Here is a 25580-nt window from a genome sequence, read left to right as displayed (position 1 = left end):
TACCTACAAAGTATTTAGAGTTATTCCTGGGGATGGATCTGAGAACGATCTTCCAGCCCGCCGAATACGAAATCGTTTGTGTACAGCTTCGACAATGGGGATAATGATACCGACAGTAACCGCAGAGAATACGGTCCCCTCACGCACTCCTGCTAATTCACCCATAAGAAGCAGCGAAGCGGCAACCGAAATTATCAAGAGGACCACGTCCAGTATAATTTTATTCGAGCCGAAAGAGATCCGGTTTTGCACAACCGTAAGAGCCACTACGACCCCGTTGCCCGGCAGATAAGAGAGACGCGGTAACGTCTCAATGTAAACACCGATAGCGACAAGGACGACACTAACGAGAACCCAAATCCATTGTGTTAGGTAGGACGTGGGTTCTATCCACCGGGTGAAGTACATACTGAGATCGACAAAAGAACCGAAAACGAACGTAATCGGAATTTGCATCAACTGCACTCTAGTGAACCTTCGTCGCAAGATGAGAACTTGCAATAAAAAGAAAATCATGTTGAGAATGACGATGTACCAGCCCACACTCAACGGTGTCGCGAAAGATAACACCGTGGGCAGAGACGCTAGCGGGGTGGTTCCGAGGTCAGCTCGAATCCCCACTGCAATTCCGAACGACATGATAAAAACGCCGGATACAAAAATGATAGTTCTTTGGACGTGTTGAAACACCATTGGCTGCTCATTCCTTCAGTATTTAGTTTCCTTAGAAGGTTCCCCGACTGCGACGAAGGGGAGTGCTACTGACCGTGCGAAAGGCCTCCACCTCTCTATCTCTCTATTTTCAGCCGCCCTGTCTAGGGAACATAGCGGACCTGTCAACGGTTGCAAAAATCAAACCCGTCATCAGAACCATCTCCCATAAACCTTCGCCCATCAGAATGGGCGCACGTAGGCTTATGGGAGATGTCTCTTTATTATGATCTACCCCGGGGAAGAATTTGTGCCATGTTCAGTGTTTTGCTGAGCTGTCGCCTCAGTTGAAACTTCGTCTTCAGGATTTGCCGGATTATGACTCTGAGGAGCGACCTTTGGCTCAACACTCTTCGCTACATCGCGTTTGGCTTGCCAAACCGAGTAAACCACTGACAGTACGGCCAAAATAAGAAGAACCAAAGGAATCGGTTCTAATGCCCACTCGAGGCTCCCCCCAGATTGGATCATGGCTCGGCGATAGCTTTGCTCTGCCAAAGGCCCAACGATAACACCAATCAACAAAGGTGCAACCGGCCAACCGGTCTTCATCATGAGATAGCCAATGACGCCTGCAATAAGCATTACGAGCACGTCGAAGGGGTTTGTGCGAACGGCGTACGCACCAATGACAGTCAGCACTAGTACCATCGGCCATAACAAGGCTGGCGGGATACGAATGACTTGAGCCCATAACCGAATACTGAACATACCGATGACTAGCAGGAAGATAAAGCCCGCCACAAGCGCAATAAACGTTCCATACACAAGGTCAGGACTTCCGGTAAACAGTTGCGGCCCGGGCTGGAGCCCCTGGATCAGCAAAGCCCCCATCAACACGGCCGCCGCTGCGTTCCCGGGAATCCCTAACGTCAACGTTGGAATGAGACCACCGACCTGAGCCGAGTTATTAGCTGACTCCGCAGCCGCGACTCCACGAGGGTCACCCTTACCGAACCGGGACCGGTGTGTGCGAGCGAATCGTCGTGATTCGTTGTATGCCATGTAACCGCCAATATCGCCGCCGACCCCCGGGAGGATGCCAATTATGAACCCGATCAACCCCCCGCTTGCCATATGCGGCGACAGAGAACGCCAACGCGCCCGCCCCACCTTGAAGGTACCGAGCTTGGCAACTCTATTGGTACCGGTAAGTCTTGCTTCAATCTGACGGATGGCTTCGGCAGCACCAAAAAGCCCTACCAGAAGAGGGACGAGTTCAATCCCGGCAGACAAGTCGCCTACACCAAAAGTAAAACGGTTGAATCCCGAAATTCCATCCAAACCGACCATGGCGATCATAATCCCGATCGCACCGCTGATGATCCCTTTGGCTATTGAACCTTCACCCAGGGACGCGATGATTGCCAACGCTAGGACGGCAAGCGCAAAGTACTCAGCCGGTCCGAACCCTAACGCAAAGTCTGCAACGACCGGTGCGAGAAAAATCATCAGCAGCGTGCTGATCAACCCACCAATAACCGAAGCAACCAACGAAATACTCAGCGCACGGCCGGCCTGTCCTTTCTTAGTCATCGAGTAACCATCGATCACCGTAGCTGCCGAAGCCGGCGTCCCAGGAGTTCGCAGCAAAATCGCTGGAATAGAGCCAGCGTAACAAGCCCCATTATAAATACCGAGCAGAAGCACAAGACCCGCTAATGGGTCCAGTGCAAAAGTAAACGGCAAGAAAATTGCAATACCAACGGTGGCAGACAGGCCAGGTACCGCCCCGATCAATGCACCTAGCAATACCCCGATAGGGGTAAGAATTAATATGGTGGGGTCCAAAAATGATTCAAGACCCGTCATCCAATTGCTCAAAACGGCAACCCTCCGATCCCACTCAAAGGCAAAGGTACGTCAAGGACGCTCCGGAAGAGGTAGAAAATTCCGAAGCCGCCCACGGCGGTTATAACGATGATCGACAGGGGCTTCCGCACGCCAATCAACAATAAGTGACCGACCAAAAAGAACGAAGTCGTAACAACGAACCCCAGTGGCTGGAGCGCAAGATAATAGAAGTAGACGAGTACAACTGTACCGAGCACCCTAACCACACCGGACCCTCTTGGGAATTTTTCCCATTCGCGTGGTTTGGCCAGCAGAACGAGAGCTAATACACCAATAAGACCAGCTGTAATCCGGGGAAATGCTTCAATGCCTGGATCCAAAGGCTGCGCTGCTTCGGGAAAATCCGCTGTGTAGATAAAAACGAACACAGCGAACCCGATCAAGAAAACCGCAACTAAACGATCCCCCAGCGTATCGAGTACTGCAGTTTTCATTCCGAGATCTCTGCCTCTTCAATGATTGCGCCGAATTGTTCTTCAAGGTCTTGCAAATATTGCTCAAACTCTGCCGGCGGCAAATGGTCAATGGCGAGGTTCTGATCTGCCATACCTTCTACATAGCGGTCATCTTGGATTGCTTCATGCAAGCACTCATGCAGTACATCAACGGTTTCGTCAGGAGTTTCTGGTGGCACAGCAAGACCCAGGTGCGCCCCTGTTTCCCAGTCAACACCTGATTCTATGAGGGTCGGAGTGTCTGGCAGTTCGTCGAATCGCTCCTCTCCTGCGACAGCGATTGCTTTGATAGCTCCGGCTTCAACCTGGGGCAATGCCGTACCCATCGTCATCATGATCAAATCGGCGTTGCCGCCCATCACAGCCTGCAGAGCAGTGGCATCGCCGTCAAATGGCACGTTAGTGAAAGCACCTGGAATGTCAGCTTCGAGTGCCAGGCCCTCGAGCGAGAGGTGTGCAGCCGAACCGGTCCCCGGAGTAGCAGCATTAATCGTTTCTCCATTCTCAGCTGCGTCTATGACGTCATCAATGGAGTCATACGGAGAATCAGCCGGAACAAACATCACGTGTGGGTTGAGCGCGTAGCGCATAACCCCCTTGAGATCTTCCGGCGCAATATCAGCAACGCCCATCTGATGCAAAATACTCAGCTCGGTAGCAGTTGCGCCAACCGTGTAGCCATCAGGTTCAGCATTGGAGGTTGCCGAAAATCCTACAGCACCTGCACTACCAGTTTGGTTACTGGCAATGAAAGTGGTTCCACAGGTTTCCTCGGCGATATCCGCCATCAAGCGCAAGCTGACGTCGGTGCTCCCACCAGCTGCATATGGGATAATGAGCTCTACTGTGTCCGATGGAAATTCATCAGCATTGCCATTGTCGCCACATGCGGTGAGAGCCGCTAACGCAAAGATTGCAGAACCGGCAAGTCCCAGCCGACCTACTTTACGACGATGGGCGGCTTTCACCGGATTGGTCACATTCCAAGTAGACGATTTCAAGATTTTCATATGTCCTTCTTTTTACAAGGGTGAATAAAATTTCAGCTATAAACAACAATGAGTTTTTAAATCGCGCAAGAAATATCAGCTCGGGTTGCGGTGAATTCGTACCTCTTAAGGTGTTTACGCTGGGTTGCATCCTATCCAGGATGGTGACCTACGTCATAGACGTGTCCCGTTGAATGAAAACGTTTTCGTCAAATGTCCATATCCACCACATATGGAGTCGAATATTCGCATGGCATTTGGATAGACGCACACCAATCAAACCCAGTGGTTAGTTCTGCCCTAATGCGGTTGCGTTGCCTTCACTCAGGAGCTTCCAGGAATTGTCGACACAATTTGCTAAGTGCGCGTCGAGCCCATGAGCCCTAACAGCCCTCACATCCGGAACTTCTATGCTGACAGGCACTTGGGGGAATAGCTCCAGAATCTTCTGTAGTGGGAACTCACCCTTGCCAGGCAGCATTCGCTGGGCTCGTGATTCAAATTCGCGCGGTGAACCGCCCACAGATTGACCTATTGGCATCGATACGGATACCTCGACTTCTGAAGGTTCCGCCCACATCCCGTCACACAATTGAACAACTGTAACCATGTCAGTTGGGATTTGTTCAATCTCCGAGAGTGACGCTCCTCCCCGAAAAGCATGCAAAGTATCCACCATAATGCCGGCGCCAGTCTCCTCTGCAATAGTTCGAGCAGTCGAAAATGATGATAAGGGTTGATATGAGATCGGCTCCATAGAAGGACGGATACCATAGCCGTGCGCATCGTCGACCAGCATTCCGAGCTTATCTCGAAAGCGACCTAGGTCCGCGTCGACCCCGACGACATTTAAAACGGTGGCCTGTAGCTCTGCACCGGCCTCAAGGACCGGCATCCACGTTTCGCGATCAATGTGCTTGCCTAATCCAAACACTTCTACATCAAGAACACGAACGCCGGTCTCCCGGCAAGCATCTCTCGTCTCCTTGAGCATTCGGGACCCAGGCAGCATGGGATACTGCTTTTCGGTGGCCGTAGCGGGATGTATACGCGCCCCGACCGCACCTATCCCGTGATGCGCTGCAGCTCGCACCAACTCGGGTGGAGATAGCTCAATAGCGGTCAGATGAGCGATACTTAGTAGTCGAGGCACGACTGCCCTCCTAGTTTGTTATTTAGCCTGAACAAGCATCCATCGCTGAAGACCCCGGTGGAAGCAGTTCTATCGGCGGCCTCGCACCCACAGAGTCTCTGAATGCACCACAATCGATTATTACGTGGCCCTGTACACCGACAAATAACGAACGACATGCTTCCGGCTATAGACGGACATTCGGCGTCGTCAGCGATCTAATCGTATCGTGACCACTATCACCGGCTACCTCATTTCCATTGAATGAGTGGACAAGCGAATGAAATTAGACGTGCAGGTCAATTGAACACGGGCCTGTCGGCACGCATAGTTCATTGGCTAATACTAATCCCCTGCGATTGTGATGCTGCCCGACACGAGCAGTCACTGTCTTTCGATGAACGATGACACCGGTGTTGTCAGAAAGGTGAAGGGGTTGCGGCCTCTTCAGGTTCGGCCCAACAATGTATTAGGGGTATCATGTTTCATACTCCCTGTCGGCGCAAGTGTCCTGTCAGCAATAGTCTTTTCGTTCAACGGCGTATAGCCGACGCTATCGCACTGATACGAATCTGCGTGCCGCCCCAGTCTGCTACATGATACCTAGTCAACGACAGAATGCTTGGGGGATCCCCGTAGTTAACTCTCCTCGACAACGCGTGACTGTCGCCCATCGGAGATACGACGACGAGTGTTACGTTCCTTCAATCAATAATGCGCATGGCCTTAGAAAAAGGAACCTCAGTGACAAGGCATACCTCTTTATCCCGGATGTCATGCCGGTGGCCAACGGCGAGCGCAATGTGGAAAAACTCAACGCCGCGCACACCCTTGGACTGGCCCAGGCGAGGCGAGAACTCCCGGCGATCAAAGAATTCTTGGGGCTGGCCTAGCCCTGCTTGGAGGTGTCGCGGGCCTCCTGGGCTGAGGCGACGTCATCGACGATGATCACGATGTGTCGCAGGCTGTGGATGAGCGAACCGTAGACAGGCCATTCGATATTCGGCAGGCTTTCGGCGTCTGACATCTCGGTCGAAAGTTTCGTGAGTCGTTCCAGCTCCTCTGCCACCGAACCTTCTGGATCAGCGATAGCCACACCGACGTCGCGGGCGATCTCGACCCAACCCTCACGGAACCGTTCGTCCCAGTCACCAGAAGCATAGGACGCCTCGCGCAGGGTGCGGGTGAGATTGCGTAGGTGCGAAATGCCTTCGTCGACCCGGTGCAGGATCTCCTCGTAGCTCACCTCGTCGTAATTACGCCGGTTCTGCGAGTGAAGCATCCTTGGGTTGCTGCGCTCTGACTCGCGCGCCAGCCGCACCGTTTGCCACGCCGAGTTCAATTCTTCGCTCATGGAATCAGTTTGTTTCAACCATGCTTCGGCACTGTCGGTTTCAACGGCTACTGCGTGCTGGCGTCATCTACTTGGATTTTGGGTTCATGCTCGGCCAGTCGACTGTATGTGGGGCGTGCCAAGGACGCCGCTTCAACGACGACGTACTCGGCTACGAGTTGGGTGGCAAGCACATCGCCGATGTGCTCGAGCTGCCCGCCGAAAACGCTTTGGACTATCTGCAGGGTCCCGACGTGAAGATCACGGCCGCGGCAAAGATCGCGCAGCGATTCATCGACGTCGGACTCGGCTATGTGCGCCTGGGTTAGCCGTTAACCACCCTGTCGGGTGGGGAACGTCAACGTCTGAAACTCGTCACCAGCCTGGGCAAGCCGGCTGACATCTATGTGATGAATGAGCCAACGACCGGTTTGCATATCGCTAACGTGGCCCGACTCGTCAACCTGCTCAACGACATGGTCGACGACGGGACCTCAGTGATTGTCATCGAGCATGATCTCGATATTGCGGCCTCAGATTGGGTGATTGATATTGGGCCGGGGGCTGGCTCGGCCGGTGGCACTGTGGTCTTCGAGGGCACACCGGCCGAACTCGTCGAGGCTGAAACCCCAACCGGTCAGCATCTGGCGCGGGCTGTGCAGTATTAGCCTGCTGGCGTGAAGTCGGTGCTCCGGATGAATTCTGGTCGAGGCTTCGGCGGGCCAAATGGTTCTTCGACCGCGTTGTCTACCGAGTTATAGACCAGAAAAATGTTGGACCGTGCGTACGGCGTGACGTTGCCGTTTGAGGCGTGCATGCAGTTGGAATCGAAAATCACGGCGCCACCTGCGGGTCCTTCGAGTACGTCAATCCCGTGTCTATCTGCGAAGTCCGTCAGAGTATCTTTATCTGGTACTCCTGCGCCTTGCATTACCAATGATTGCTTGTAATTTTCTTCCGGGGTGCCACCGGCGCAACTTATATACTCTTTGTGCGATCCGGGCATAATCATGAGCGGCCCATTGAAAGAGTAATTATCGGTCAGCGAGATCGAGACGCTTGCGGCGCGTGGCGCTGGCATGCCGTCTTCAGCGTGCCATGATTCAAAGTCCGAGTGCCACCAGAAGTCTTTTCCGACGAACCCGGGCTTGTAGTTGATGCGGCTCTGATGAATATAGACTTCGGAGCCCAGTATCTGCTCCAGGCGTCGAACGATGCGAGGGTCATTTGCAATCTTCTTGAAGACCTCGTTTGTGCGGTGCACGTTGAAAACCGAGCGCACTTCATTGGATTCTGCTTCGGTGATGGTAGCTTCGTCGTTTTTCGAAGCAGGGTCCTGGGCTAGCCGTTCGAGTTCCTCACGGCACTCTTGCAATTCTTCGGGACTCAAGAGCTGTTCGATCGACAGATACCCGGTGTCGTCGAATGTTTGGAGGTCGCTATTCGAGAGCGGACCTTCCGAATCCCAGCCATAGACGACTGGATCGCGACGTTTGGTGACCGTCGTATGGTCATTGTTCCGAGTTGGATAGTGATCTTTGGTCTCGGTATGTATTGCGGTATTCATGACACTCCTTCTTCTATCGGTCCGAGATTTTTTCGGATCGGCTTTAGTGGTGTGACACTACTGACGACGTCCATCCTAGAAAAGGAGATGTGGAGTCTGCAACGATACATCTTCGCGGTTTATCTCACGAAGGCTCCTACAACAGTTCCATGATGCCGGTAATGACCGACAAGACCGCGCCGACCATGGCCAGTACGACGACAATGCCGAACACGACACGATCGTTCACTTTGCCAAGGGCGCGTTGTCCAACCCACATTCCGGCTGCGATACCGAGTGCAGCGAGCATCCATGCCCACCATTCCAATTCCGGAAGCGTAGAGTCCATCAACGTAAATCGGCTGACCAACACTGCCGAGCAAGCCATGATCCACATCGGCTGCAAACTGGCAGCAAAAGATGCGACTGGCCAGCGGGACAATACGCCAAAGATGGTCATGGCCGGTCCACCAATACCGGCGAGTACGCTACCGGCGCCGGCTCCAATGCCGGTCAGGATCTGCGCGCCACGGCTGGTGACAGGCTGAGTGGTCCCGCGCATTAGTAATGCTGCCCCGAGCCCGACGATCACCAGGGCACCGACCAGCAGATAAATAATCGAGCCATCAATCATCGTGCCCACCCAAGCGGCCGGTGGGATTGAGAGCATCGTGGGGATACCGATCCACCACACGCGGCTCCAATCGATATCACGCCACATACTCGGCAGCATCAATAACGAAGCGATGATCGCCAAGGCTGTGATGAGCATGATGCCCTGGTGAGTCCCCAGCACTACTACAGCAAATGGTGCCGAGAGCATGGCAAAACCCAACCCAGTGATGCGCTGCAGCGCGGTGGCGATGAACGTCAGCAGCAGGATGCCTACGATGAGCACGACGACAAGCTTTCTCCTTCAACGATGTTGCTTCGACCACCCTAGGCTACATCTGTTGACGAAGACCGTAACGCGCTTTCGTTTGACGTCTCGATTTTTGGGGTCGAGTCGTTAGGCGGCGATGCGCATGGTGATTTCGGTGTGGTGGTGCCGGTAGTTGTTGGTGTCGAATCGTGGGTTGGGGTCGATATCTGGCGGCCCGTCGTCGGGGTCATCGGGTGGCCCGGTATCATCTGGCCCGTGTTCTTCGGGTGGGTCACCGGTGTCGGGTGGCTCGGCTGTACTGACTGGTGGGGTGGTCGTGGTGTATTGGTGACCGGTCGGGGTGATCACGGTCAAATGGTCGGGGTTGCCGTCGTGGCGCCATCCGGTGGCTTCTTTGGTCTGGTTACAGGCCGCGCAGAGCCCGCTGGCATTATCCCAACTGGTGGGCCCACCGTTGTTGACGGGGGTGATGTGGTCAATCTGCTGAATCGGCGCATCACAATAGGGTGTGCGACACACACCGTCTCGCAGGGTGACCATACGCTTCAGGCCGTCGGGAAACGCGCGGCGACGAGACTCCATGCCCACCAGTTGGTGGTTTTCGGGTCTGGTGAATACCCTGCGCAGAAAGACCTCTGCATTCGGGTCAGCAACCCAACCCCTTGCGGTTTCCGCTGGAATCGGGCCGTGGCCGGTCAACCATGCCGGGGCCTGCCCGTCACCAAACAACGCCGCATCAGTCATCACCAGCTGCACTTCAGCGGCCACCGCAGGTGCCGTGGTCTGGCCGGTAGCACGTTCAATGAGCAGGTCGGCCATGAGCTGATCACGAGTCCGACGTGGCCCTGAGGGGTTGGCAGGATCCACAGTGTCACCATCAGCAACCCGACTAGTCGCTGCTTTATGTAGGCAGGCCAGCACGCCGACGGCTTGGGGCATCGGCACCAACGCCGAAATATAAGCCATCCCACCGGGGGCGGGACGTACTGATACCCGGCGCTGCGACCGAGACCGCTCCTGTCGATCCCGGGCGGTGACCTGGTCCAGCTTCTGGGCCTCACCACGCACCATGTTGCCTAAGGTTCGGGGCCCCACCCCGTCTAGCCGGTGGGCTAACCGCTCATCAACCATCCGCCGATGCTCGACAGATAACCAACTGGTTTCTGTGGCGACCACCTGGGCGTGCTCCTCATGGATCACCCCGGCCTCTAAAGCGTGCAGGGTGTGGGGTAAACACCCGACCAATGCGTGGGCGGTGTCCAGGTGGCGTTTGCCACGGGCCGGGGAATCACCCCGGGCCAACCCAACCTCCGAGGCCAGACCTGTACCCCACCGATCTTTCGGCACACCTGCGGCGGCTTGTTTATTCAACCGGTATTGCTCCAACACCGCAGTATGTTTGGCCTGAACTGCCGACAGCGCCGATTTGCTGCGTTCTAGCACAGCCAACAACTCAATCGCCTCAGCCTCAGAACCGGCAGGATCCATCTCGACAAGATCCTGACACAAGCCTTCCAAGTCTGCTACCAGCGCTGAGGAACGCTGCATAGTCTGCTCAAGACTCACGAGACACCATTCCTTTCAACACAGGAGACACAGACCAAAGGCTTTCCAAAAACCGGGAAGGACTGGTCGGGATATTGCCCCTATTCTATCGTGAATTGAGGCACATGACAATAGTTATACATATCTTTTTCCTTGCTGTAATGGATTTGGTGTCGGTATATATCACATACAATCGATGCGTGTATGGTGTGTCGTCAGTTTTGTGGATAACTCACCAAAACACTCAACCACTATCCACAAGCCACCTACATCTAGATATTTCGATGATTTTCCGCCGATCCACAAGGCTCATAGAATGGCCTGGTGCCAAACACAGACCTAAACCCAAGCGTTGTCGTGCCGGCAGAGCAATGGCAGCAACTAGCCCAGAGCCACGAAAATCGGGTGGGCGCCTACACGGATCCACTAGTCCAGCTGCACAAACGAGGCGTGAAGCACCCCGTCTACGACTTCCTGTTCTCGTATTACTACCTCTCAGCCGGCGCGCTCAAACGATGGAATCCGGGAGCGGGTATCGTCGTCGCCAACCCAGATAAAAACGCTGCAGCTCCACATGCTGACTGGAAGTTCTACCGCGAAGTCAGCCCGGATACCGCCGCCGACTTACCGCACGGCGGATGGACCGTTGATCTCGAAAAGTTCGGTGCACAGCGAGCCAGAGTGTTGGAATTCGCGTCCCGTTTATTGTCCGCGACGGCAGCTCGTCCAGCGAAACTCAGCTGTTTCGGTCTGCACGAGTGGGCGATGGCATATAAGGCCGAGGACCACGGCATTCGGCATTCCACGGTGCCGCTCAGACTCGGCGCCGAAGGCACAAACGAGGTAGTGGAAACACATAAAATCTCGTGTTCACATTTCGACGCGTTCCGGTTTTATGCACCCGAAGCCCGTGGCATGAATCAACTGCAGCCAACACGCGACACCATGATTGAGATGGAACAGCCCGGCTGCCTCCATGCCAACATGGACCTGTATAAATGGGCAACGAAGCTCATCCCGGCGGTGAGTTCTGATCTCGTCACCGATTGCTTCGAGCTGGCGTGGGATATTCGGGTGATGGATATGCAAGCCTCTCCGTACGACCTTGCCGACTGGGGCTTCGACCCCATTGCCATAGAAACAGCCGAAGGCAAGGCCGAGTATGTACGCGCTCAGAGGGACTTTTCTGAACGGTCACAGGTGTTACGGAGACGCCTACTCGACAGCATTGAGCGTATCAGCTCTTGCCTGCAAACTTCATGAGCCGTTTATTGACGAACTCTTCCATGCCGTAGCGGCCAAGTTCACGACCAACGCCCGAGCTTTTCACGCCGCCGAACGGCAGCTCGGCTGAGGTCTTGGAAGGCTCATTGATATAGACCATGCCGGTTTCGATGCGTTCGCCGACGCTGCGTGCATGATCTTCGTCCGAGGCCATCACCGCAGCAGACAGTCCATATGGCGTGTCGTTGGCCAGCTTGATAGCCTCGTCTTCGTCCTTGACCTTGTACACCATGGCTACCGGTCCGAAGAGCTCTTCGGAGTAGGCGCGCATATCCTCGGTGATGCCGGTCAACATGGTTGGCTGATACCAAGCCCCTCCGCGGGTATCGAAGTCACCGCCGGCGTGAACGGTGGCGCCCTGCGAGATCGCATCTTGGACCTGCTCGTGGAGCCCGTCAGCAGCTGACGCCGAGGACATCGGCCCGATAAATGTGTCTTCTTCGGCCGGGTCGGCTAGTTCGAGATTATTGACGGCCTCACTGAGCTGCTCCACGAATTCGTCGTAGACATCCTCGAGCACAATGATGCGCTTGGCCGCGTTGCAGGCCTGGCCGGCATTTGCCATGCGTCCGGTCAGTGCACCCTTGACCGCTTTGGGCAGGATGTCGCGATCCAGCACCAAGAACGGATCGTTGCCACCGAGTTCCAGCACAACCTTCTTGACGTATTCGCCGGCCGTTGCTGCAACTGCTGCACCGGCACCATCGGAACCGGTCAGGGAAACACCCTGGACGCGTGGGTCGGCGATGATGATATCGGAGACCTGGTCAGTGGAAGCGTACAGTTTGGTGAAAGCACCTTCAGGGAAGCCTGCCTCACGGAAAATGTCTTCCATGGCCGCGACCGACTCGGGGCAAATCCCAGCGTGCTTGAGCAATACGGTATTGCCGATCATCAGGTTCGGGGCAGCAAACCGGGCAACCTGGTAGTACGGGAAGTTCCACGGCATAATGCCCAGCAGAACACCGTATGGTTCATTTTGAATATAGGCCCAGCCGCTCTGCACATCCTCAATGGGCTCGTTTTCCAGATACGTCGGACCGTTCTTCGCGTAATAGCGGTAAATATCGATGACGATGCCGAGTTCACCGCGGGCTTGCTTGATCGGTTTGCCCATTTCGCGGGTGATGATCATGGCCAGCTCATCTTTGCGCTGTTCATAGATGTCGGCAACCTTATTCAGCAGGGTTGCGCGCTCTTGCGGATCGGTTTTGGACCAGGTGCTGAACGTGTCAGCTGCTGTCCCGATGGCTTGTTGAATCTCAGTATCGGTGGCCTCAGGGAATTCTTTTTCGACCTGGCCGGTCGCTGGGTTTGTCACCTTGTAGTTCGTCATGAGCACTTCCTTTCTCGGGTGGTGCCGACGGCGACTCGAATCGCGGTCAGCACGTTGAAGTTCAGGCTCACCGGCCAGTCTTCTAGATTTTCACCGTGACGACAACAGCCTGTGATCACGCACTCGTCAACGAACTCAGCCAGTACAGACTCACTCGGACGTGGGGAGGCCCGTGGCCGACAGTGCGGCAAAAAACTTGCTAACCGTCTCACGTTCGGCCGGGGTCATCTCCGCGACCACGTGAAATCGTTGCGCGTGGCTCTCACCGACCGACTGGCGTGCGATGACCTGCGTCTCCTCGGTGACCTCAATGGCCGTACTGCGCCGATCCTCCGGGTGTGGCAGGCGTCGAATGTAGTCGCTGGCAGCAAGCCGATCAAGCATTTTCGTGACCGATGCGGTGGTGATCTGCAAATGTTTTGCCACATCGCTTGGCGTGGCGAGCACCCCGTGACGCTGGGAGGCGATCATGAACCGCAGCGCCCGCATATCGTTCTCGCCAAGTTTCATGTACTTCCGCGATGCATCGTTCAGGCGCCGTTCGACGGTCCTCCAGTGACGCATTGCCTCCAGCACGTCAACGATCTGGTCAAGCTCGGCACCTTCGAACGCGTCGTATTGAATGAGCTCTTGGTCAGGATCCATAACCCGCGGATCCAGCATGGAGAATTTTTGCGCTCCCTCAGAGTTAGGTACCCGAGGCGTTTTCGGGTTATTATTAGCCAAGGTTACTACTAGCCTTCCTAACTACATTGTGGTGTTGCAAAGTATTGGCAAAGCATCGCTTGCTGTGATCAATAGTACAACGCTGCGTGGAACGGGTGAGGCCGGTTCATGCTGTCTTCAGCGCGAAAGGAAATGAGATGTCTAAGACTCACGTACCGCATGCCACCGAGGCCTCCCGATCAGGAGAGCCCTGGGTCAGCCAGGAACAACCCTACGACGCGATTCTGTTGACCGGGTTTGGCGGTCCGGAGGGCCAAGACGATGTCATCCCGTTTTTACGCAACGTCACCGCTGGCCGCGGCATTCCCGACGAACGCCTGGAAGAAGTTGCTACCCACTACCGACATTTCGGTGGCATCAGCCCGATCAACGAACACAATGCCCAGCTGCGTGCAGCCATCGATACAGAACTCCAACAGCGCGGCATGAACCTGCCCGTGTACTGGGGCAATCGCAACTGGGCACCATATCTGGAGAACGCCGTGACCGAGGCGGCCCAGGCCGGACATGTTCGTCTGCTGGCAATCGCCACCAGCGCCTACAGTTCCTATTCCAGCTGTCGCCAGTACCGCGAGGATTTCGCACGTGCCATCGTGGACACCGGGCTCAGTGGTGTCGTCACGATCGACAAGGTGCGTCAGTTTTTCGATCACCCGGGTTTTGTCCGACCTTTTATTGAAGGGGTCGGTGACGCGCTGAAGGGCTTTGAGTCTGCAGGGATGGCGCCCCAGGACATTCGGATACTGTTTGCTACCCACTCGATTCCGATGGCCGACGCGGCTCGATCCGGCCCCAAAGAACTCGAGTTAGGGGCGGGCGGCGCGTATGCTGCCCAACATGTGGCGGTCGGTGAATACATTATGGACCAGCTTCGGGCCGAGCTACCCGCGCGCAACACAACGGACTGGGAACTGGTGTATCAGTCGCGTTCAGGACCGCCGTCACAGCCCTGGTTGGAACCCGATGTTTGTGACCGCATCAGTGAGCTGCCGGCCGAAGGGGTCGAGGCCGTGATCATTGTTCCGCTGGGCTTTCTCAGCGATCACATGGAAGTGCTCTGGGATTTGGATGAAGAGGCCATGGAGGCAGCACACCAAGTTGGACTCCAAGCCGTGCGGACGCCGACTCCGGGCGTGCACCACGATTTCGTGACCGGGCTGGTCGATCTCATTGCAGAACGGATGCAGGCTATCCCACCGCAGCAGCGGGCACATGTCACTAAGCTCGGTCCCTGGTATGACGTGTGCCGACCAGAATGCTGCGAAAATGTGCGACGCGGGTTTCGCCCCGCAGCCGCGGGCATGGCACCCTAAGCATGCGACTGTGGTCGTTACACCCGTCAACGCTGGATCGGCAGGGCCTGGTTGCCTGTTGGCGCGAGGCCCTGCTGGCTCAGGCTGTGCTGTTGGGGCGTACGCGCGGCTATACGAATCATCCACAGCTCCAGCGCTTCCGTGACCATCCCCAACCGGCCGCCGCCATCGGGGCATACCTGGCCGGTGTGCATGATGAATCGCTGGTGCGCGGTTACAGGTTCGATGCCGGACGGATCGTGCATGCTCCCGATGCAACCGCCACCCCAACCGCACAGGATCGGGTGACGCCCATCGAGGTGACCTTTGGGCAGCTGGGGTTCGAATGGTCCCACTTGCGGGCCAAACTGTTTCAGCGGTCCCCCGAGTTCTTGGAGACGCAAACGACTATCCACGACGCGAATGGTCAGCTGTTACCCGTCCACCCCTTATTCACCGCCGTTGCCGGGACGATCGCCTCCTGGGAGCGGGTCTGACGTCTCCTCGAATCGTAGTTTCAGACCGCGTACCTTATACCCTTCGATGAGGTCGTCCCAACTGATGCTGGGTTGACTCACGATGCTGACCGGTTTGGCCAACAGGCTGGACAGCAAGGCGTCGGTTTCTCGCAGGGCCAGCGGTTGCCCCGGGCAGCCGTGCGCACCAGAGCCGAAACTCAGGCCCACGTCGTGGACTCCGCGGCTGCGATCGCGGCCCGGACACAACCGCTGAGGTTCGTCGGCAAAGGCATCTTCATCGGTATTGGTCGCGCGAATGTCTAGGTCAACGAGGTCTCCGGCGTGCAGCTGATGCACGGTATCGCGATCGGTGACCGTGATGTCTTCGGTCACCCGCCGATACAGGTGGCCCACGGGCGGTTCCAGCCGAATGATTTCTGCCAGTATGGCCAGGCGTTCCGTCTCGCCTGCCACGAGGTAGCGTTGCCGCAGCGCATCGTTGTGCAGCAGGTGCCAGCAGGCCATGGTGATGAATTCGCGGGTCGTCACCATCCCGGCGGTCCCGTAGGTCACGCATTCGACCAGGATGTCTGCCCGGTTATAGCCCTGCTCAATCAGATGGCTGATCACGTCACGGCGCGGATTGCGTCGGCGAGAACGCACCGCAGGCAGCACATCGCGAAGATACAGTCCAACGACCGGACCGAGCCCCTTATAGGCAGCCATCATCCACTGCCGGTTCGTGCGGCCCAGCCTGGGTTTGGTGCGATCCAACGGTGGTTGTCGAAAGAACTTTTCTAACCGTCGCGACAGCGCCGCCACCGGTGAATGCGTCAGTCCCACGATGGAGGCGGTCACTTCGACCGTGTAGTGCAACGCGACCTGGTCGACCGTGAACTCCCCGGCCTCCTCGGCTTCTCCCACGAGGCGATCGACCACCGAGTGCATCAGTTCGCCATAGCGCGACGAGACCACATTGGGCGCAAAGAATCTGGCGACCTTGCGCCGCTGCTCATCGTGCTGGGGGCCATCCGAAATCAGGATCGGGTGATGGTGGAATACGTCGCGGGGAATGTACTCGGCGGTAAAACCAGCCTGCTTGGTGGACCGCCGAGCCAGCAGCACCTGTTTGGCGGCGGCCAGGGAACCAATGCGCCACATCGGCCCCTGCTTGGTGATCCGCTGGTCGCTGGTGTCGCCGGGTTTGATGGCTTTCCGGTCGGACATCGGGCTACTGACTCCTGACGGTCGAGGACGGGTTGGATTCGGCAGGCACTGCTGTCGCGTGGCCGAGAAATGCCTTACGGAGCATCCGACCGGCTGCTGAACGGCGCAGCAGCCCGAGCCGGGGTGGCGATTCTAGGTCATGGCCGGTGACATGCCATCCGGCCAGTAACTCATTGGCTGCCAAAAACCCGGTGGTGGCGGCCCGTTCCATCAGGGCCACGGGGACATCACAGCGCAGCCAGTCCCCTGCCAACACCAAGTTTGGCAACCCCGTGGTCACGGTCGGTTGCTCGTGCAGGGGGGCCATATCGGCCAGGCCGCAATCGTCCTGAAGCAAGTATTCTTCAGCCACGATGTCCAGGTCGCGGGTTTCGGGATAGACCTCATACATATCAGCTAACAATTGGGCCCGGATTTGCTGGCCGTCGTCCGAGGTCGGATCAGCCGGTGCCTCCACCGCATAGGCGTGCAGCTCGACCACGGAACCGCCATGCTGCTGGCTCCAGGTATGGGCGCTAGCTTCGAAACGTTCCAGCACCGAAATGTTGTCGAGCAGCTGGTAGCCGCTGGTGCCAAGAAACGGCGCCCGATCAGACCGAACCAGGTCGTCCAACCACAGGCGCAGAATGGCAAACGGGGGCGCATTGCGACGCCGTTGTACCCGATCCTGCAGCTCGGTCAGCGCGGCACCGTGCCCGTCGAGGTCGGCAATGAGGTTGCGAGACGTTCGCGGATCAGCGGCCAGCACGACCGCATCGAACGCCGAGGTGCTCTCCGCAGTTGTCACCTGCCAACAACCGTCCTCGTGGTTGATGCGTTGTACCGGCTGCGAGCGCCGGATGTCCACCCCGAGAGTGTGCAAGTATTCTGCCAGCGGATCCCACAGGCTGGTGTTGAAATCATCCTCGGGCACATCAAACAGCAGTCCTTCGGCCGAGCCAGTGAAGTAGGTGTGGAACATCGTGACCAGCTCGCGGGCCGCAAAATCTTTGGGGTGCGCGAAAAATGACCGCGCAAAGACTTCTAGGGCCAGATGCCGTGCACCGTCTGGAAACCGCAGTCGGTTCAAAAAGTCCGCTGCCGACTCGCCATCGTAACGAGACAGACTCGTGGGAAATTCCAGATCAATGAGTTCAAAGGCACTAGCCAGGTCCACCTTGGCTAGCCCGGTCAGGGGAAACGTTGGGCTTTGCAGGACAAATGCGGCCAGGTTCAACGGTGGGGTGCGTGGAATCGAGGCGAAGGAGTCGGTGAGTCCGGCTGCGGTGCGTAGCGGATAGTCAGCGACCGGGACCAACCGGTGCAGTTGTGGATCGGTGCGGCGCAGGAGTGCTCGCAGGTTATAGTACTGCCGGAAAAATGCGTGGAATCCGCGGCTCATATTCCGATCGGGTTCGACCGGCCAGGAGCTAACCCGGCCGCCCAGTTGGGGTGTTGCTTCGAACAGGGTGACATCCACCGAGCGTTCGGCCAGTGCGGTAGCGGCAGCGATGCCGGCGATCCCCCCGCCGATGACCGCAACGTGTTGTGGTGTCTGCACGGTGTCGTGTCCGCGGTGGGCCAGGACGCGTTCGGCATGCGGGTCCCGTGGACTATTGGGAACGGTGTGCGTATTGGGTCGTGACATCATGGTCGGATTCCTGCCTTGATGGCTGTGTACGTGTGTAAGATGCGACGGTGCCAGCCGCGGGCCGTTGACGATTTCACATTGTGCAATCCGGCTTGTTGGAGGCGGGCCAGCACCGTTTGGGTTGAGTCATTGTCCATGACCGAGCGCCACAGGTAGGTGAACAGCCCGGTCTTGGCGCCGACCAGGGCGCTGAGCGGAATAACGATCGCAAAGCAGACGGTCGTCCACTTGACTTGTGCCAGGCGTGACTCAGAGATCGAATAGTCGTGCAGGACGAGTGGTGCGTCCGGTTTTAACTGTCGCTGCAGGCTGGCCAAGACTTCGGTGCGGTGTTGGCTCGGGACATTGCGCAAGAGATAGGCCGCAAATATGCCGTCCGGGGCCTCAGCAAGTTCCGGTGCTGGATTGTCTTCGAGTTGTTCGACCCGCTCCTGTAGAAACTGGGTGCCTTCGGGCCAGGTTTTCGCCCGGGCATGGTCCAGCATCCCCGCGGAAGCATCGACCCCAACCACTCGTGCCTGTGGCATGGTCTTGAGCAGTGCGCGGGTGCTCAGCCCGGTGCCGCATCCCAGATCCCAGATCAGCGGGCGCTCGGGTGGTTGTTCATCCAGCGCTTCGGCAAGCTGGCGTGCAGCCGCGCGCAACTCTCGTCGATACCCGGGATTGAGCCGAGTTAGGAAGTCATAGCGACGCGCAGAAAAGGAAAACGAATCACTCAGCGACATGTTCTTGCGGCTCCCGTCGTTGTGTTCGACGATTCTTTAGTGCCTGCCACACCATAATCACGGTGGTGAGCATCGCAAAGCCGAACCCGAAATCTTCGATGGGGATGTCCCAGGGGAATCTGATCCCTAGCATCTCGTCTGGGTTATAGAGCACGATCGGGTCGGACAGTTTGGTCAGCCACCCATCGACCAGGATTTGGAAGCTCAGACAGATCGCCATGGCTAGCCAGTAGGCAAGTTTGCGGAAGATCCCGCTGCGGACCACAAACAGTTCGATGGCGATGACTGCCACGATACCCACGACGGTGAGCACGGTATATTCAGGCCACATCGGAAGACCCTCCTTCACGGCGCTTGCGCTTGGAGAAATAGTTCAACACGGTACTGACACCTTCATAGCTCAGCAGTGCACACAAGGAGATAACGACGAAAAACACCAGCTCTTCTAATGGCATGATGCCCAAGTGGATGCCGGTGATGAATTCCGGGTTGTACGTCCAGTGGTCCCGGGCGATGCCGACCAGATCCCAGAGACCAAAGACGAGCACGACCACCAGGACTGAGGGCAGCATCAACGGCAGCCGCCGATACACGCGTGCCCGGAGCAAAAATTCCAATGGCAGGGTGATCAGTACGCAGGCGACCATGAGCAGAAGGTACTCGTATTGGGCCAAAACATTCCTTTCCTAGCGGTTGTGAGTGTCGGGTGTGGCGATCGGGTCCAGTGGGGTCTGCACTGGTCCGGTCGTGGTGTCGTCGCGTAATCGTTTGACGACGTTTTCGGCCGAGATCAGACACATCGGCAGTCCCACGCCTGGGGCCGTGGTCGACCCGGCAAAATAGAGCCCGTCGAGATATTTTGAAACGTTCGAGCCACGGAAAAATGCTGACTGGGACAGAGTATGAGCCAAACCCAACGCATTGCCCTGCCAGGCGTTGAAACGATCCTGGAAATCTCCGGGGCCGACCGTATGTCGTTTCACGATGCGCTGTGCGAGATCGGCAATGCCGGTGCGTTCAGCGACGAGGTCGATGGCCGCATCAACGATGACCGTGGTTTCAGGATCTTCGGAGTGATTGAGGTTCCCGACGATGCCGTCGTCCATGGCTGGTACGGGGATCAATACGAACAGATTTTCATAACCGGCCGGTGCCACCGTCGGATCGGTTGCCGATGGGCGGCACAGATACAGCGACTCAGAAAACTGCGACCGGTTGCTCGAAGCGCTGGTGCGGTGCTGACTGAACACGGCGGCAAAATCCGCGTCCCAATCGCGACTGAAGATCAGCGAGTGATGGGCAAGCTCAGGCAGGTCACCGGCAACACCCAAGTACGCCAGCACGCAGCTCATCCCCGGGTTGCGACGCTTCCAATACCTCGGGCGTGACGCACGCGCACCGGCAACCAACTGGGATTCGGTGTGCTGCCGATCGGCGCACGAGACCACCACGTCAGCTTCGATTCGATGCTGACCAGACTCGTTACGGTACAGCACGCCAGCAACCCGGCCGCGCTTCCCCTTGGATGCGTCATCCTGTTCAATATGCAGGACTTCGGCCCCGGTCAAAATGGTCGCGCCGGCTTGTGTTGCCAGCCGGTGCAGGGAGTCAACGAAGGTACTGAAACCGCCCATCGGGTAGGCGACGCCTTCCACGAGTGTTGTGTAGTTCAAGATCCCGTAGAGCGCCGGGGTGGATTTTGGCGCGGACGACAAGAACACGGCGGCATAACTGAGCAGTTGGCGCAGCCGGGTATCGCGGAAACGCTTGGTCACATCCGCATCAAGAGACCGGGTCAGGCTGCGGAGTAATCGTCCGAGTTTGCCCAAAATATCCGGGGTGGCCAGACCGCGAAGTTGAGTGAAGTTCGTGTAGAGAAAGCGTTCTATGGCCATGCGGTAGTCGGTTTCCATACCGCGTAAGTAGCGTTCGATAACAGGACCGGATCCCGGTTCGAGCTGCTCGAAGAGTTCGTAGACATTCTGGTGACCGGTTGAAATCTCCAGCGCTGGATACCCTTGAGTGAAGATCCGGAAGGCAGGATCGTTGAGGTAGACGAGATCTAGCTCTTCTTCCACGGAGGTGTCGAACAGTTGATAGAAATGCTCGAATGCTTCGGGCATCAACCACCACGATGGGCCCATATCCCAACGAAAGTCTTCATCCACCAGAACACCGGCTCGACCCCCGACTTGGTGCTCTTTTTCTAACACGACGACGTCGTAGCCGTCGCGGCTCAGTAAACCAGCGGTTGCCAGGCCCGCGACTCCGGCGCCAATGACCACCGCACGCTGAGGCCGTGCTGAAGATTCGTGTTGTGTCATGCGCGGGATTTCTTCAGCAGATTGGTGGAAACGGTTTGGGCTGCGATGGCCACCTTGCGGGCGTTGTTTACTCTGACGCGGCGTGAAATCAGCTCATTGGCTGGTCGTTGGTCCAGCGCGTCGGTGAGTTCGCTAAACAGGCGGTAGGCGATATCGACGGCAATCCGCGCTTTCGGATCTAGCATCCGCAACCCGGGTTCAGCTGCTCTCAAATCGGCCCGGATGTCATCGACCAGCAACTGTTTTTCGGCTTCGCTCAGTGCGGCCGGATCGATACCCGGAAAATAGCTGCGTCCTAATTCCGCGTAGTCGGTGGCCAGATCTCTGAGGAAATTCACCTTCTGAAAGGCTGCCCCGAGGCGTCGCGCTGAAGTCACCAGCGTGTCATCGTCGCTGGTATCGGTACCCGGCATATCGCGGAACACCGCCAAACACATCAGTCCCACAACCTCAGCCGAACCATAGATATAGTCTTGCAGAGTCTCGGCAGTGTGCTGTTGGCGGCACAGATCAGCTCGCATAGACCGAAAGAATGGTCGGGTGAGCTCGCTGGTAATTCCGTGGATGTTAGCCGTGGTCGCAAAGGCATGGACAATGAGGTTCGTGCTGTACCCAGTCTCTAGCGCTGCTTCCGTCTGTGCCTCGAGTTCGTCCAGGGCCTCCAGTGTCGCTTGTGGTGCCAAGCCGGCTTCCTGTGCGACCCCGTCGACGATTTCGTCTGCCAGTCGAACCATCGCGTAGACGCTACCGATATCATATCGAGCTTGCTTTCCCAAAAAACGACAGGCCAGCCCGAACGATGTTGAGTACTCCTGGATCACTTTGCCTGAACTGACGACGGCTGCAGAAGTGTAGCGATGCAATGGAGATTCCTGGGTCATCAGTGCTTCCTCTCCAGCAAATCGTCCATCAGCTCAAGAAACGCCTGACGAACCTCCTGACCAATGGACAGCTCTGTCAACGTGTCACGCGCGGTCACGCAGCACTGTTCAGCCAGTTCGCGAGCCTGCGATTCGACACCCTGGGCCACGAGCACACCCCGCAGCGCTGCATCACTCAGCCTCCCGGCTCGCCAAGCTTTGACCGCTGAAGCAGTCTGCGAATTCCGCTCGGCCAGGGCAATAAGTACCGTAATTTTGCCCTCCCGGATGTCAGAATCATTCGGTTTCCCAGTCACAGCACAATCACCGAAGGTCCCCAGCACGTCATCGATGATCTGGTAGCAACTACCCAGCAGAGTACCGATCTGCCCTAAGCGGGTCACTGTTTGGCAATCGGCACCGCCAAGGAGAGCTCCTACTCGCAACGGTGCATCGAAGGAGTACGCTGCTGTTTTCAGCCGATGCATACCCAATACGTCGTTGAGTTTGGGGCTTACAAGGTGAGCTGAGTACAGCACATCGTCGAGTTCACCCGCTGCAGACTGCAAGATCGCATCGTGGAACACGTCGATCACCTGGGTGCCATTCGGATGATCTCCGCAAGCTCGGGTCAACAGCCCAACAGCTTGCGAGATCAACACGTCGCCGGCCAAAATTGCAGCCGAATGACCAACATGTTCCGCCTGAGACGCTGACTGGCCCTGTGTCGTTGCAGCATCTCGATAATGCGCGGACAAGGTTGGTTGACCGCGTCGGACAAAATCCTGGTCAATGATGTCGTCGTGCATCACCAATGCGGTGTGCAACAGTTCGAACGCACAAGCCGTGTCGAGGAGTCGAGGCTCAGGAACGTCACCGGCTACCTGGTAGCCCAGGTTCACGAGCATGGGCCTGGCACGTTTTCCGCCGTGTGTGGCGTTAGCTATGTGCTGCCATAGATCGCGCATGGCCGGGGTGTGCGCCCCGCGCGTTTTTTCTTCCACAAAGTCCCGCAGTCGCTGATCAACGTCGGCTTGAAATAGTTTGCCCGGTGAGGTCTGAGGTATGAGACTGACTTGGCTGCTCATGCATCCTCCTGTATGGATCGTAAGTGCCGGCAGCAGATGAGATACTCCGAAGTTCGAACCCGTCGAGCCCGTGACTTAAGTTACTAGCCAGTCTAGCTATATTAGTCTTGAGGTAAAGCACGCATCATCGAAGAGGAAGAAATTCGCAATGCAACACCGAAGAAATTCCTGGTTCATGCCAATTGTCACGGTCGTAGCGGTGGCCGTTGCGATCGTTCTATCGTTCATCGGAAGCGGCGCCCTGGGCGGCACACCGATCAGCGAAGCCGCCGGTGGGGCCCTGTCTGCTGATGCCACGCCGTTCGCGCCGGCCGGTCCAGCCTTCAGTATCTGGAGCATCGTATATCTCGGGCTCATTGTCTATGCCGTGTATCAGGTGCTGCCTCGTCAGCGCGGTTCCGCGCGTCAGGCAGCTCTGCGGCCATGGGCGGCAGCCTCAGCACTACTCAACGCGGGGTGGATTTTGACAGTCCAGGCCGGCAGTGTCCTGGCTAGTGTGGCGGTCATTGTGGTCTTACTTGTCGTACTGCTACGGATACTGATAATCCTGAAGACCACGCGCCCAACGAGTTGGGTCGACACGCTGGTGGTAGACGGGACATTCGGGTTATATCTGGGCTGGGTTTGTGTTGCCACCACCGCCAATATTGCTGCCTGGGTCGCAACAACCGGGCTCGATACATTTCCGGGGTGGCAGTGGGCCGCCGTCGGCATCCTTGTGGTGGTCTTGTTCATCGGCTCCGCCCTGGCACTGCACTCCGAGGGACGTATTGCCCCGGCATTAGCCATCGCCTGGGGACTGTCATGGATCGCCGTGGCACGGACCAGTGGGGAATTTGCATCACCGATGGTGGTCTGGAGTGCGGCAATCGCTGCGGCTCTGGTGCTGGTCGGTACCGTATTGGTCCGTCTCCTGAACGGTCAATCACAGAATTCGTCAGACCGCTGACTCAGTCGTCTTGCCACGCCCCGAGCCTCTGGGGTTGACTGGTTGCAGAACCTCTTCAAGAATCACAAGGACTGATCATGAGCGTAGAAATTACCGACCACATGGCCAAAGTACTGGACGAGCAGTTAGCGTTCATCGCAACCTCCAGCTCCGATGGTGCGCCAAACATTGGACCCAAGGGGTCGATTGGTGTCCTGGACGATACGGCGCTAATTTATGATGAAACCACCGGCGGCCAAACACTGCAGAACATCCAGGATGGCTCGCCGGTGACGATCGCGGTCGTCGATCGGGCCTGGAAGAACGGCTACCGGTTCACCGGTCGTGCAGAACTGTTGGATGCCGGCGATATTTTCACCACCCGGGTTGCCGCGCGCAACGACCGCGGCAAGGCACCTCAGATCTGTTCGGTCCTGGTGCATGTCGACACCGTGTCAACATTCCGACCGGTCTAGGGACCATTCCTCTCACCACAGGTCCCCGGCATACGGCCGCGACCACAACACCAGGGTGACGGTCACTGCTTTGAACCATGCTTGGTGCATTGCTTCAACATCATCGTCGGCTTCGGCGCCCTCTTCGAGAAATGATCTGATCGTTAACGTCACCGGCACGATCAACGCGAACATGTCTTTCATCGGCACGTGGCCGGATGGCGAATCAACACCGTCCGTCGTATTCTTCTTCGTCGTGTGGTGCCGTAACGCGATTTCTTCTTGATACGCCAACCATTGGCTATCAAATTCGCGGGTACAAACATCAATGACCCATTGTTCAAATCGGCCACGAACCCGGTCCAAATACTCTGCATCGGGTTCACCATCTGCGCCACGAAAGACCGAAACAAGGTGTGGCGTTGAGCCGATGAAGTCGTACCAGACATCGAGGATGTCAGAAACTCGAGGGCTCAAAATCTCGCCAGCTCTGCGCAATGCCGGTGCGTCAGCGTCTGACCACATCACATTGGTGAGCAGTTCACTCAGGCGGTCTTCATCGACTGGTGAGGGCGGGAGTTGTTCGTCGTAGGAATAGCCTGCGGGAATGTTCTCGGCTGTCATGTTTACCTCCAGGTCAACATTTGCGGTGCGTTCCTGTGGGTTGCCCCCACGCCACCAAAGAGCTGTCTGAACAAACAGCAGCACGATCCGGCAGCAGAACCCGCCATCGCCATCGGGTCGGTGACCAAGCGTTTCGGCGTGGTGATCGCCGTCGAAAATGTCAACCTAACAATCC

General features: G+C 56.9%; 28 protein-coding genes. 8 read left to right on the top strand and 20 right to left on the bottom strand.

Annotation, left to right across the window (positions count from 1 at the left end; all coding sequences use genetic code 11):
• Window positions 1-3: 3 nt before the first annotated feature.
• The 5 genes from ACYVJT_RS11755 to ACYVJT_RS11735 form a co-directional block, all read right to left on the bottom strand.
• The gene (locus ACYVJT_RS11755) at window positions 4-693 is read right to left on the bottom strand and encodes a YczE/YyaS/YitT family protein (protein WP_425579862.1); all 690 of its coding nucleotides are present in this window, start codon (window positions 691-693) and stop codon (window positions 4-6) included.
• 249 nt (window positions 694-942) lie between these two features.
• Window positions 943-2535: a tripartite tricarboxylate transporter permease gene (locus ACYVJT_RS11750; protein WP_343956780.1), complete on the bottom strand. Its 1593-nt coding sequence runs from the start codon at window positions 2533-2535 to the stop codon at window positions 943-945.
• A complete protein-coding gene (locus ACYVJT_RS11745; protein WP_343956778.1) occupies window positions 2532-2999 on the bottom strand; it encodes a tripartite tricarboxylate transporter TctB family protein in 468 nt (155 codons plus the stop codon). The genes ACYVJT_RS11750 and ACYVJT_RS11745 overlap by 4 nt, the downstream gene beginning before the upstream one ends.
• Window positions 2996-4030 (bottom strand): tripartite tricarboxylate transporter substrate binding protein, encoded by a 1035-nt coding sequence (locus tag ACYVJT_RS11740; protein WP_343956777.1) that lies wholly within the window; start codon window positions 4028-4030, stop codon window positions 2996-2998. Before ACYVJT_RS11740 ends, ACYVJT_RS11745 begins: the two co-directional genes overlap by 4 nt.
• A gap of 268 nt (window positions 4031-4298) precedes the next feature.
• A complete protein-coding gene (locus ACYVJT_RS11735) occupies window positions 4299-5162 on the bottom strand; it encodes a sugar phosphate isomerase/epimerase family protein (RefSeq protein WP_499418416.1) in 864 nt (287 codons plus the stop codon).
• Window positions 5163-5800: 638 nt separating this feature from the next.
• Between ACYVJT_RS11735 and ACYVJT_RS11730 the strand changes: the two genes are divergently transcribed.
• Window positions 5801-6034, top strand: a complete 234-nt coding sequence (locus tag ACYVJT_RS11730) for a DUF6363 domain-containing protein (protein WP_343956776.1) — start codon at window positions 5801-5803, stop codon at window positions 6032-6034.
• Here the strand turns inward: ACYVJT_RS11730 and ACYVJT_RS11725 are convergent.
• On the bottom strand, window positions 6031-6495 hold the full coding sequence (locus ACYVJT_RS11725) for a hypothetical protein (RefSeq protein WP_343956775.1): 465 nt from the start codon (window positions 6493-6495) through the stop codon (window positions 6031-6033). The genes ACYVJT_RS11730 and ACYVJT_RS11725 overlap by 4 nt on opposite strands.
• Window positions 6496-6515: 20 nt before the next feature.
• Here ACYVJT_RS11725 and ACYVJT_RS11720 point away from each other — a divergent pair, with 20 nt between their 5' ends.
• Both ACYVJT_RS11720 and ACYVJT_RS11715 read left to right on the top strand, forming a co-directional pair.
• Window positions 6516-6803 carry a hypothetical protein gene (locus tag ACYVJT_RS11720; protein WP_343956774.1) on the top strand — a complete coding sequence of 96 codons (288 nt, stop codon included), beginning with the start codon at window positions 6516-6518 and terminating at the stop codon, window positions 6801-6803.
• Between the two features lie 81 nt (window positions 6804-6884).
• Complete coding sequence (locus ACYVJT_RS11715; protein WP_343956773.1) at window positions 6885-7142, top strand: hypothetical protein; 258 nt, start codon at window positions 6885-6887, stop codon at window positions 7140-7142.
• Here the strand turns inward: ACYVJT_RS11715 and thpD are convergent.
• From thpD to ACYVJT_RS11700, 3 genes are all read right to left on the bottom strand, one after another.
• Window positions 7139-8041: an ectoine hydroxylase gene (thpD, locus tag ACYVJT_RS11710; protein WP_343956771.1), complete on the bottom strand. Its 903-nt coding sequence runs from the start codon at window positions 8039-8041 to the stop codon at window positions 7139-7141. The two genes, ACYVJT_RS11715 and thpD, sit on opposite strands and share 4 nt — an antisense overlap.
• 136 nt (window positions 8042-8177) lie before the next feature.
• Complete coding sequence (locus tag ACYVJT_RS11705) at window positions 8178-8918, bottom strand: sulfite exporter TauE/SafE family protein (RefSeq protein WP_343956770.1); 741 nt, start codon at window positions 8916-8918, stop codon at window positions 8178-8180.
• 111 nt (window positions 8919-9029) lie between these two features.
• A complete protein-coding gene (locus tag ACYVJT_RS11700) occupies window positions 9030-10469 on the bottom strand; it encodes an HNH endonuclease (protein ID WP_499418414.1) in 1440 nt (479 codons plus the stop codon).
• A 303-nt stretch (window positions 10470-10772) separates the two neighbouring features.
• Here ACYVJT_RS11700 and ACYVJT_RS11695 point away from each other — a divergent pair, with 303 nt between their 5' ends.
• Complete coding sequence (locus ACYVJT_RS11695) at window positions 10773-11711, top strand: 3-methyladenine DNA glycosylase (protein WP_343959846.1); 939 nt, start codon at window positions 10773-10775, stop codon at window positions 11709-11711.
• Here the strand turns inward: ACYVJT_RS11695 and ACYVJT_RS11690 are convergent.
• Together ACYVJT_RS11690 and ACYVJT_RS11685 are read right to left on the bottom strand one after the other, a co-directional pair.
• Entirely contained in the window at window positions 11686-13068 is a 1383-nt protein-coding gene (locus ACYVJT_RS11690) for an NAD-dependent succinate-semialdehyde dehydrogenase (RefSeq protein ID WP_343959844.1), read from the bottom strand. The two genes, ACYVJT_RS11695 and ACYVJT_RS11690, sit on opposite strands and share 26 nt — an antisense overlap.
• A gap of 150 nt (window positions 13069-13218) precedes the next feature.
• The gene (locus tag ACYVJT_RS11685) at window positions 13219-13794 is read right to left on the bottom strand and encodes a MarR family winged helix-turn-helix transcriptional regulator (RefSeq protein ID WP_343959842.1); all 576 of its coding nucleotides are present in this window, start codon (window positions 13792-13794) and stop codon (window positions 13219-13221) included.
• A gap of 137 nt (window positions 13795-13931) precedes the next feature.
• On the opposite strand from ACYVJT_RS11685, the gene ACYVJT_RS11680 reads away from it, so the two are divergent.
• Window positions 13932-15107, top strand: coding sequence for a ferrochelatase (locus ACYVJT_RS11680; RefSeq protein WP_343959840.1), 1176 nt, complete (start codon window positions 13932-13934; stop codon window positions 15105-15107).
• Between the two features lie 2 nt (window positions 15108-15109).
• A complete protein-coding gene (locus ACYVJT_RS11675; RefSeq protein ID WP_343959837.1) occupies window positions 15110-15583 on the top strand; it encodes a pyrimidine dimer DNA glycosylase/endonuclease V in 474 nt (157 codons plus the stop codon).
• On the opposite strand, the gene ACYVJT_RS11670 is transcribed toward ACYVJT_RS11675, so the two are convergent.
• From ACYVJT_RS11670 to ACYVJT_RS11635, 8 genes are read right to left on the bottom strand one after another with little or no spacing between them, the layout of a single operon-like run.
• Complete coding sequence (locus ACYVJT_RS11670; protein ID WP_343959835.1) at window positions 15536-16771, bottom strand: cytochrome P450; 1236 nt, start codon at window positions 16769-16771, stop codon at window positions 15536-15538. The genes ACYVJT_RS11675 and ACYVJT_RS11670 overlap by 48 nt on opposite strands.
• A gap of 4 nt (window positions 16772-16775) precedes the next feature.
• Window positions 16776-18401 (bottom strand): FAD-dependent oxidoreductase, encoded by a 1626-nt coding sequence (locus ACYVJT_RS11665; protein ID WP_343959833.1) that lies wholly within the window; start codon window positions 18399-18401, stop codon window positions 16776-16778.
• Complete coding sequence (locus ACYVJT_RS11660) at window positions 18398-19126, bottom strand: class I SAM-dependent methyltransferase (protein ID WP_343959831.1); 729 nt, start codon at window positions 19124-19126, stop codon at window positions 18398-18400. The genes ACYVJT_RS11665 and ACYVJT_RS11660 overlap by 4 nt, the downstream gene beginning before the upstream one ends.
• The gene (locus ACYVJT_RS11655; protein WP_343959829.1) at window positions 19113-19457 is read right to left on the bottom strand and encodes a lycopene cyclase domain-containing protein; all 345 of its coding nucleotides are present in this window, start codon (window positions 19455-19457) and stop codon (window positions 19113-19115) included. Before ACYVJT_RS11655 ends, ACYVJT_RS11660 begins: the two co-directional genes overlap by 14 nt.
• A complete protein-coding gene (locus ACYVJT_RS11650) occupies window positions 19447-19800 on the bottom strand; it encodes a lycopene cyclase domain-containing protein (protein ID WP_343959827.1) in 354 nt (117 codons plus the stop codon). The genes ACYVJT_RS11655 and ACYVJT_RS11650 overlap by 11 nt, the downstream gene beginning before the upstream one ends.
• 12 nt (window positions 19801-19812) lie before the next feature.
• Window positions 19813-21450 carry a phytoene desaturase family protein gene (gene crtI / locus ACYVJT_RS11645; protein ID WP_343959825.1) on the bottom strand — a complete coding sequence of 546 codons (1638 nt, stop codon included), beginning with the start codon at window positions 21448-21450 and terminating at the stop codon, window positions 19813-19815.
• Window positions 21447-22331, bottom strand: coding sequence for a phytoene/squalene synthase family protein (locus ACYVJT_RS11640; RefSeq protein WP_343959823.1), 885 nt, complete (start codon window positions 22329-22331; stop codon window positions 21447-21449). Before ACYVJT_RS11640 ends, crtI begins: the two co-directional genes overlap by 4 nt.
• Complete coding sequence (locus ACYVJT_RS11635) at window positions 22331-23398, bottom strand: polyprenyl synthetase family protein (RefSeq protein ID WP_343959820.1); 1068 nt, start codon at window positions 23396-23398, stop codon at window positions 22331-22333. Before ACYVJT_RS11635 ends, ACYVJT_RS11640 begins: the two co-directional genes overlap by 1 nt.
• 175 nt (window positions 23399-23573) lie before the next feature.
• Here ACYVJT_RS11635 and ACYVJT_RS11630 point away from each other — a divergent pair, with 175 nt between their 5' ends.
• A complete protein-coding gene (locus ACYVJT_RS11630; RefSeq protein WP_343959817.1) occupies window positions 23574-24347 on the top strand; it encodes a TspO-related membrane protein in 774 nt (257 codons plus the stop codon).
• 77 nt (window positions 24348-24424) lie between these two features.
• Window positions 24425-24802 carry a pyridoxamine 5'-phosphate oxidase family protein gene (locus ACYVJT_RS11625; RefSeq protein ID WP_343959815.1) on the top strand — a complete coding sequence of 126 codons (378 nt, stop codon included), beginning with the start codon at window positions 24425-24427 and terminating at the stop codon, window positions 24800-24802.
• Between the two features lie 12 nt (window positions 24803-24814).
• Here ACYVJT_RS11625 and ACYVJT_RS11620 read toward each other — a convergent pair whose 3' ends face one another.
• A complete protein-coding gene (locus ACYVJT_RS11620; RefSeq protein WP_343959813.1) occupies window positions 24815-25405 on the bottom strand; it encodes a protoglobin domain-containing protein in 591 nt (196 codons plus the stop codon).
• Between the last annotated feature and the right edge of the window lie 175 nt (window positions 25406-25580).

Source organism: Yaniella soli (genome assembly GCF_054782375.1).
Note: the sequence above shows the minus strand (reverse complement) of the source record. Positions and strands in the feature narration are given on the sequence as shown.

Bases quoted from the DNA above. Each gene is read 5' to 3' on its own strand.
- ACYVJT_RS11755 (WP_425579862.1), bottom strand. From the start codon at position 693: ATGGTGTTTCAACACGTCCAAAGAACTATCATTTTTGTATCCGGCGTT.
- ACYVJT_RS11745 (WP_343956778.1), bottom strand. From the start codon at position 2,999: ATGAAAACTGCAGTACTCGATACGCTGGGGGATCGTTTAGTTGCGGTT.
- ACYVJT_RS11740 (WP_343956777.1), bottom strand. From the start codon at position 4,030: ATGAAAATCTTGAAATCGTCTACTTGGAATGTGACCAATCCGGTGAAA.
- ACYVJT_RS11725 (WP_343956775.1), bottom strand. From the start codon at position 6,495: ATGAGCGAAGAATTGAACTCGGCGTGGCAAACGGTGCGGCTGGCGCGC.
- ACYVJT_RS11720 (WP_343956774.1), top strand. From the start codon at position 6,516: ATGCTTCGGCACTGTCGGTTTCAACGGCTACTGCGTGCTGGCGTCATC.
- ACYVJT_RS11715 (WP_343956773.1), top strand. From the start codon at position 6,885: ATGAATGAGCCAACGACCGGTTTGCATATCGCTAACGTGGCCCGACTC.
- thpD (WP_343956771.1), bottom strand. From the start codon at position 8,041: ATGAATACCGCAATACATACCGAGACCAAAGATCACTATCCAACTCGG.
- ACYVJT_RS11690 (WP_343959844.1), bottom strand. From the start codon at position 13,068: ATGACGAACTACAAGGTGACAAACCCAGCGACCGGCCAGGTCGAAAAA.
- ACYVJT_RS11680 (WP_343959840.1), top strand. From the start codon at position 13,932: ATGTCTAAGACTCACGTACCGCATGCCACCGAGGCCTCCCGATCAGGA.
- ACYVJT_RS11675 (WP_343959837.1), top strand. From the start codon at position 15,110: ATGCGACTGTGGTCGTTACACCCGTCAACGCTGGATCGGCAGGGCCTG.
- ACYVJT_RS11670 (WP_343959835.1), bottom strand. From the start codon at position 16,771: ATGTCCGACCGGAAAGCCATCAAACCCGGCGACACCAGCGACCAGCGG.
- ACYVJT_RS11665 (WP_343959833.1), bottom strand. From the start codon at position 18,401: ATGATGTCACGACCCAATACGCACACCGTTCCCAATAGTCCACGGGAC.
- ACYVJT_RS11660 (WP_343959831.1), bottom strand. From the start codon at position 19,126: ATGTCGCTGAGTGATTCGTTTTCCTTTTCTGCGCGTCGCTATGACTTC.
- ACYVJT_RS11655 (WP_343959829.1), bottom strand. From the start codon at position 19,457: ATGTGGCCTGAATATACCGTGCTCACCGTCGTGGGTATCGTGGCAGTC.
- crtI (WP_343959825.1), bottom strand. From the start codon at position 21,450: ATGACACAACACGAATCTTCAGCACGGCCTCAGCGTGCGGTGGTCATT.
- ACYVJT_RS11640 (WP_343959823.1), bottom strand. From the start codon at position 22,331: ATGACCCAGGAATCTCCATTGCATCGCTACACTTCTGCAGCCGTCGTC.
- ACYVJT_RS11635 (WP_343959820.1), bottom strand. From the start codon at position 23,398: ATGAGCAGCCAAGTCAGTCTCATACCTCAGACCTCACCGGGCAAACTA.
- ACYVJT_RS11630 (WP_343959817.1), top strand. From the start codon at position 23,574: ATGCCAATTGTCACGGTCGTAGCGGTGGCCGTTGCGATCGTTCTATCG.
- ACYVJT_RS11625 (WP_343959815.1), top strand. From the start codon at position 24,425: ATGAGCGTAGAAATTACCGACCACATGGCCAAAGTACTGGACGAGCAG.
- ACYVJT_RS11620 (WP_343959813.1), bottom strand. From the start codon at position 25,405: ATGACAGCCGAGAACATTCCCGCAGGCTATTCCTACGACGAACAACTC.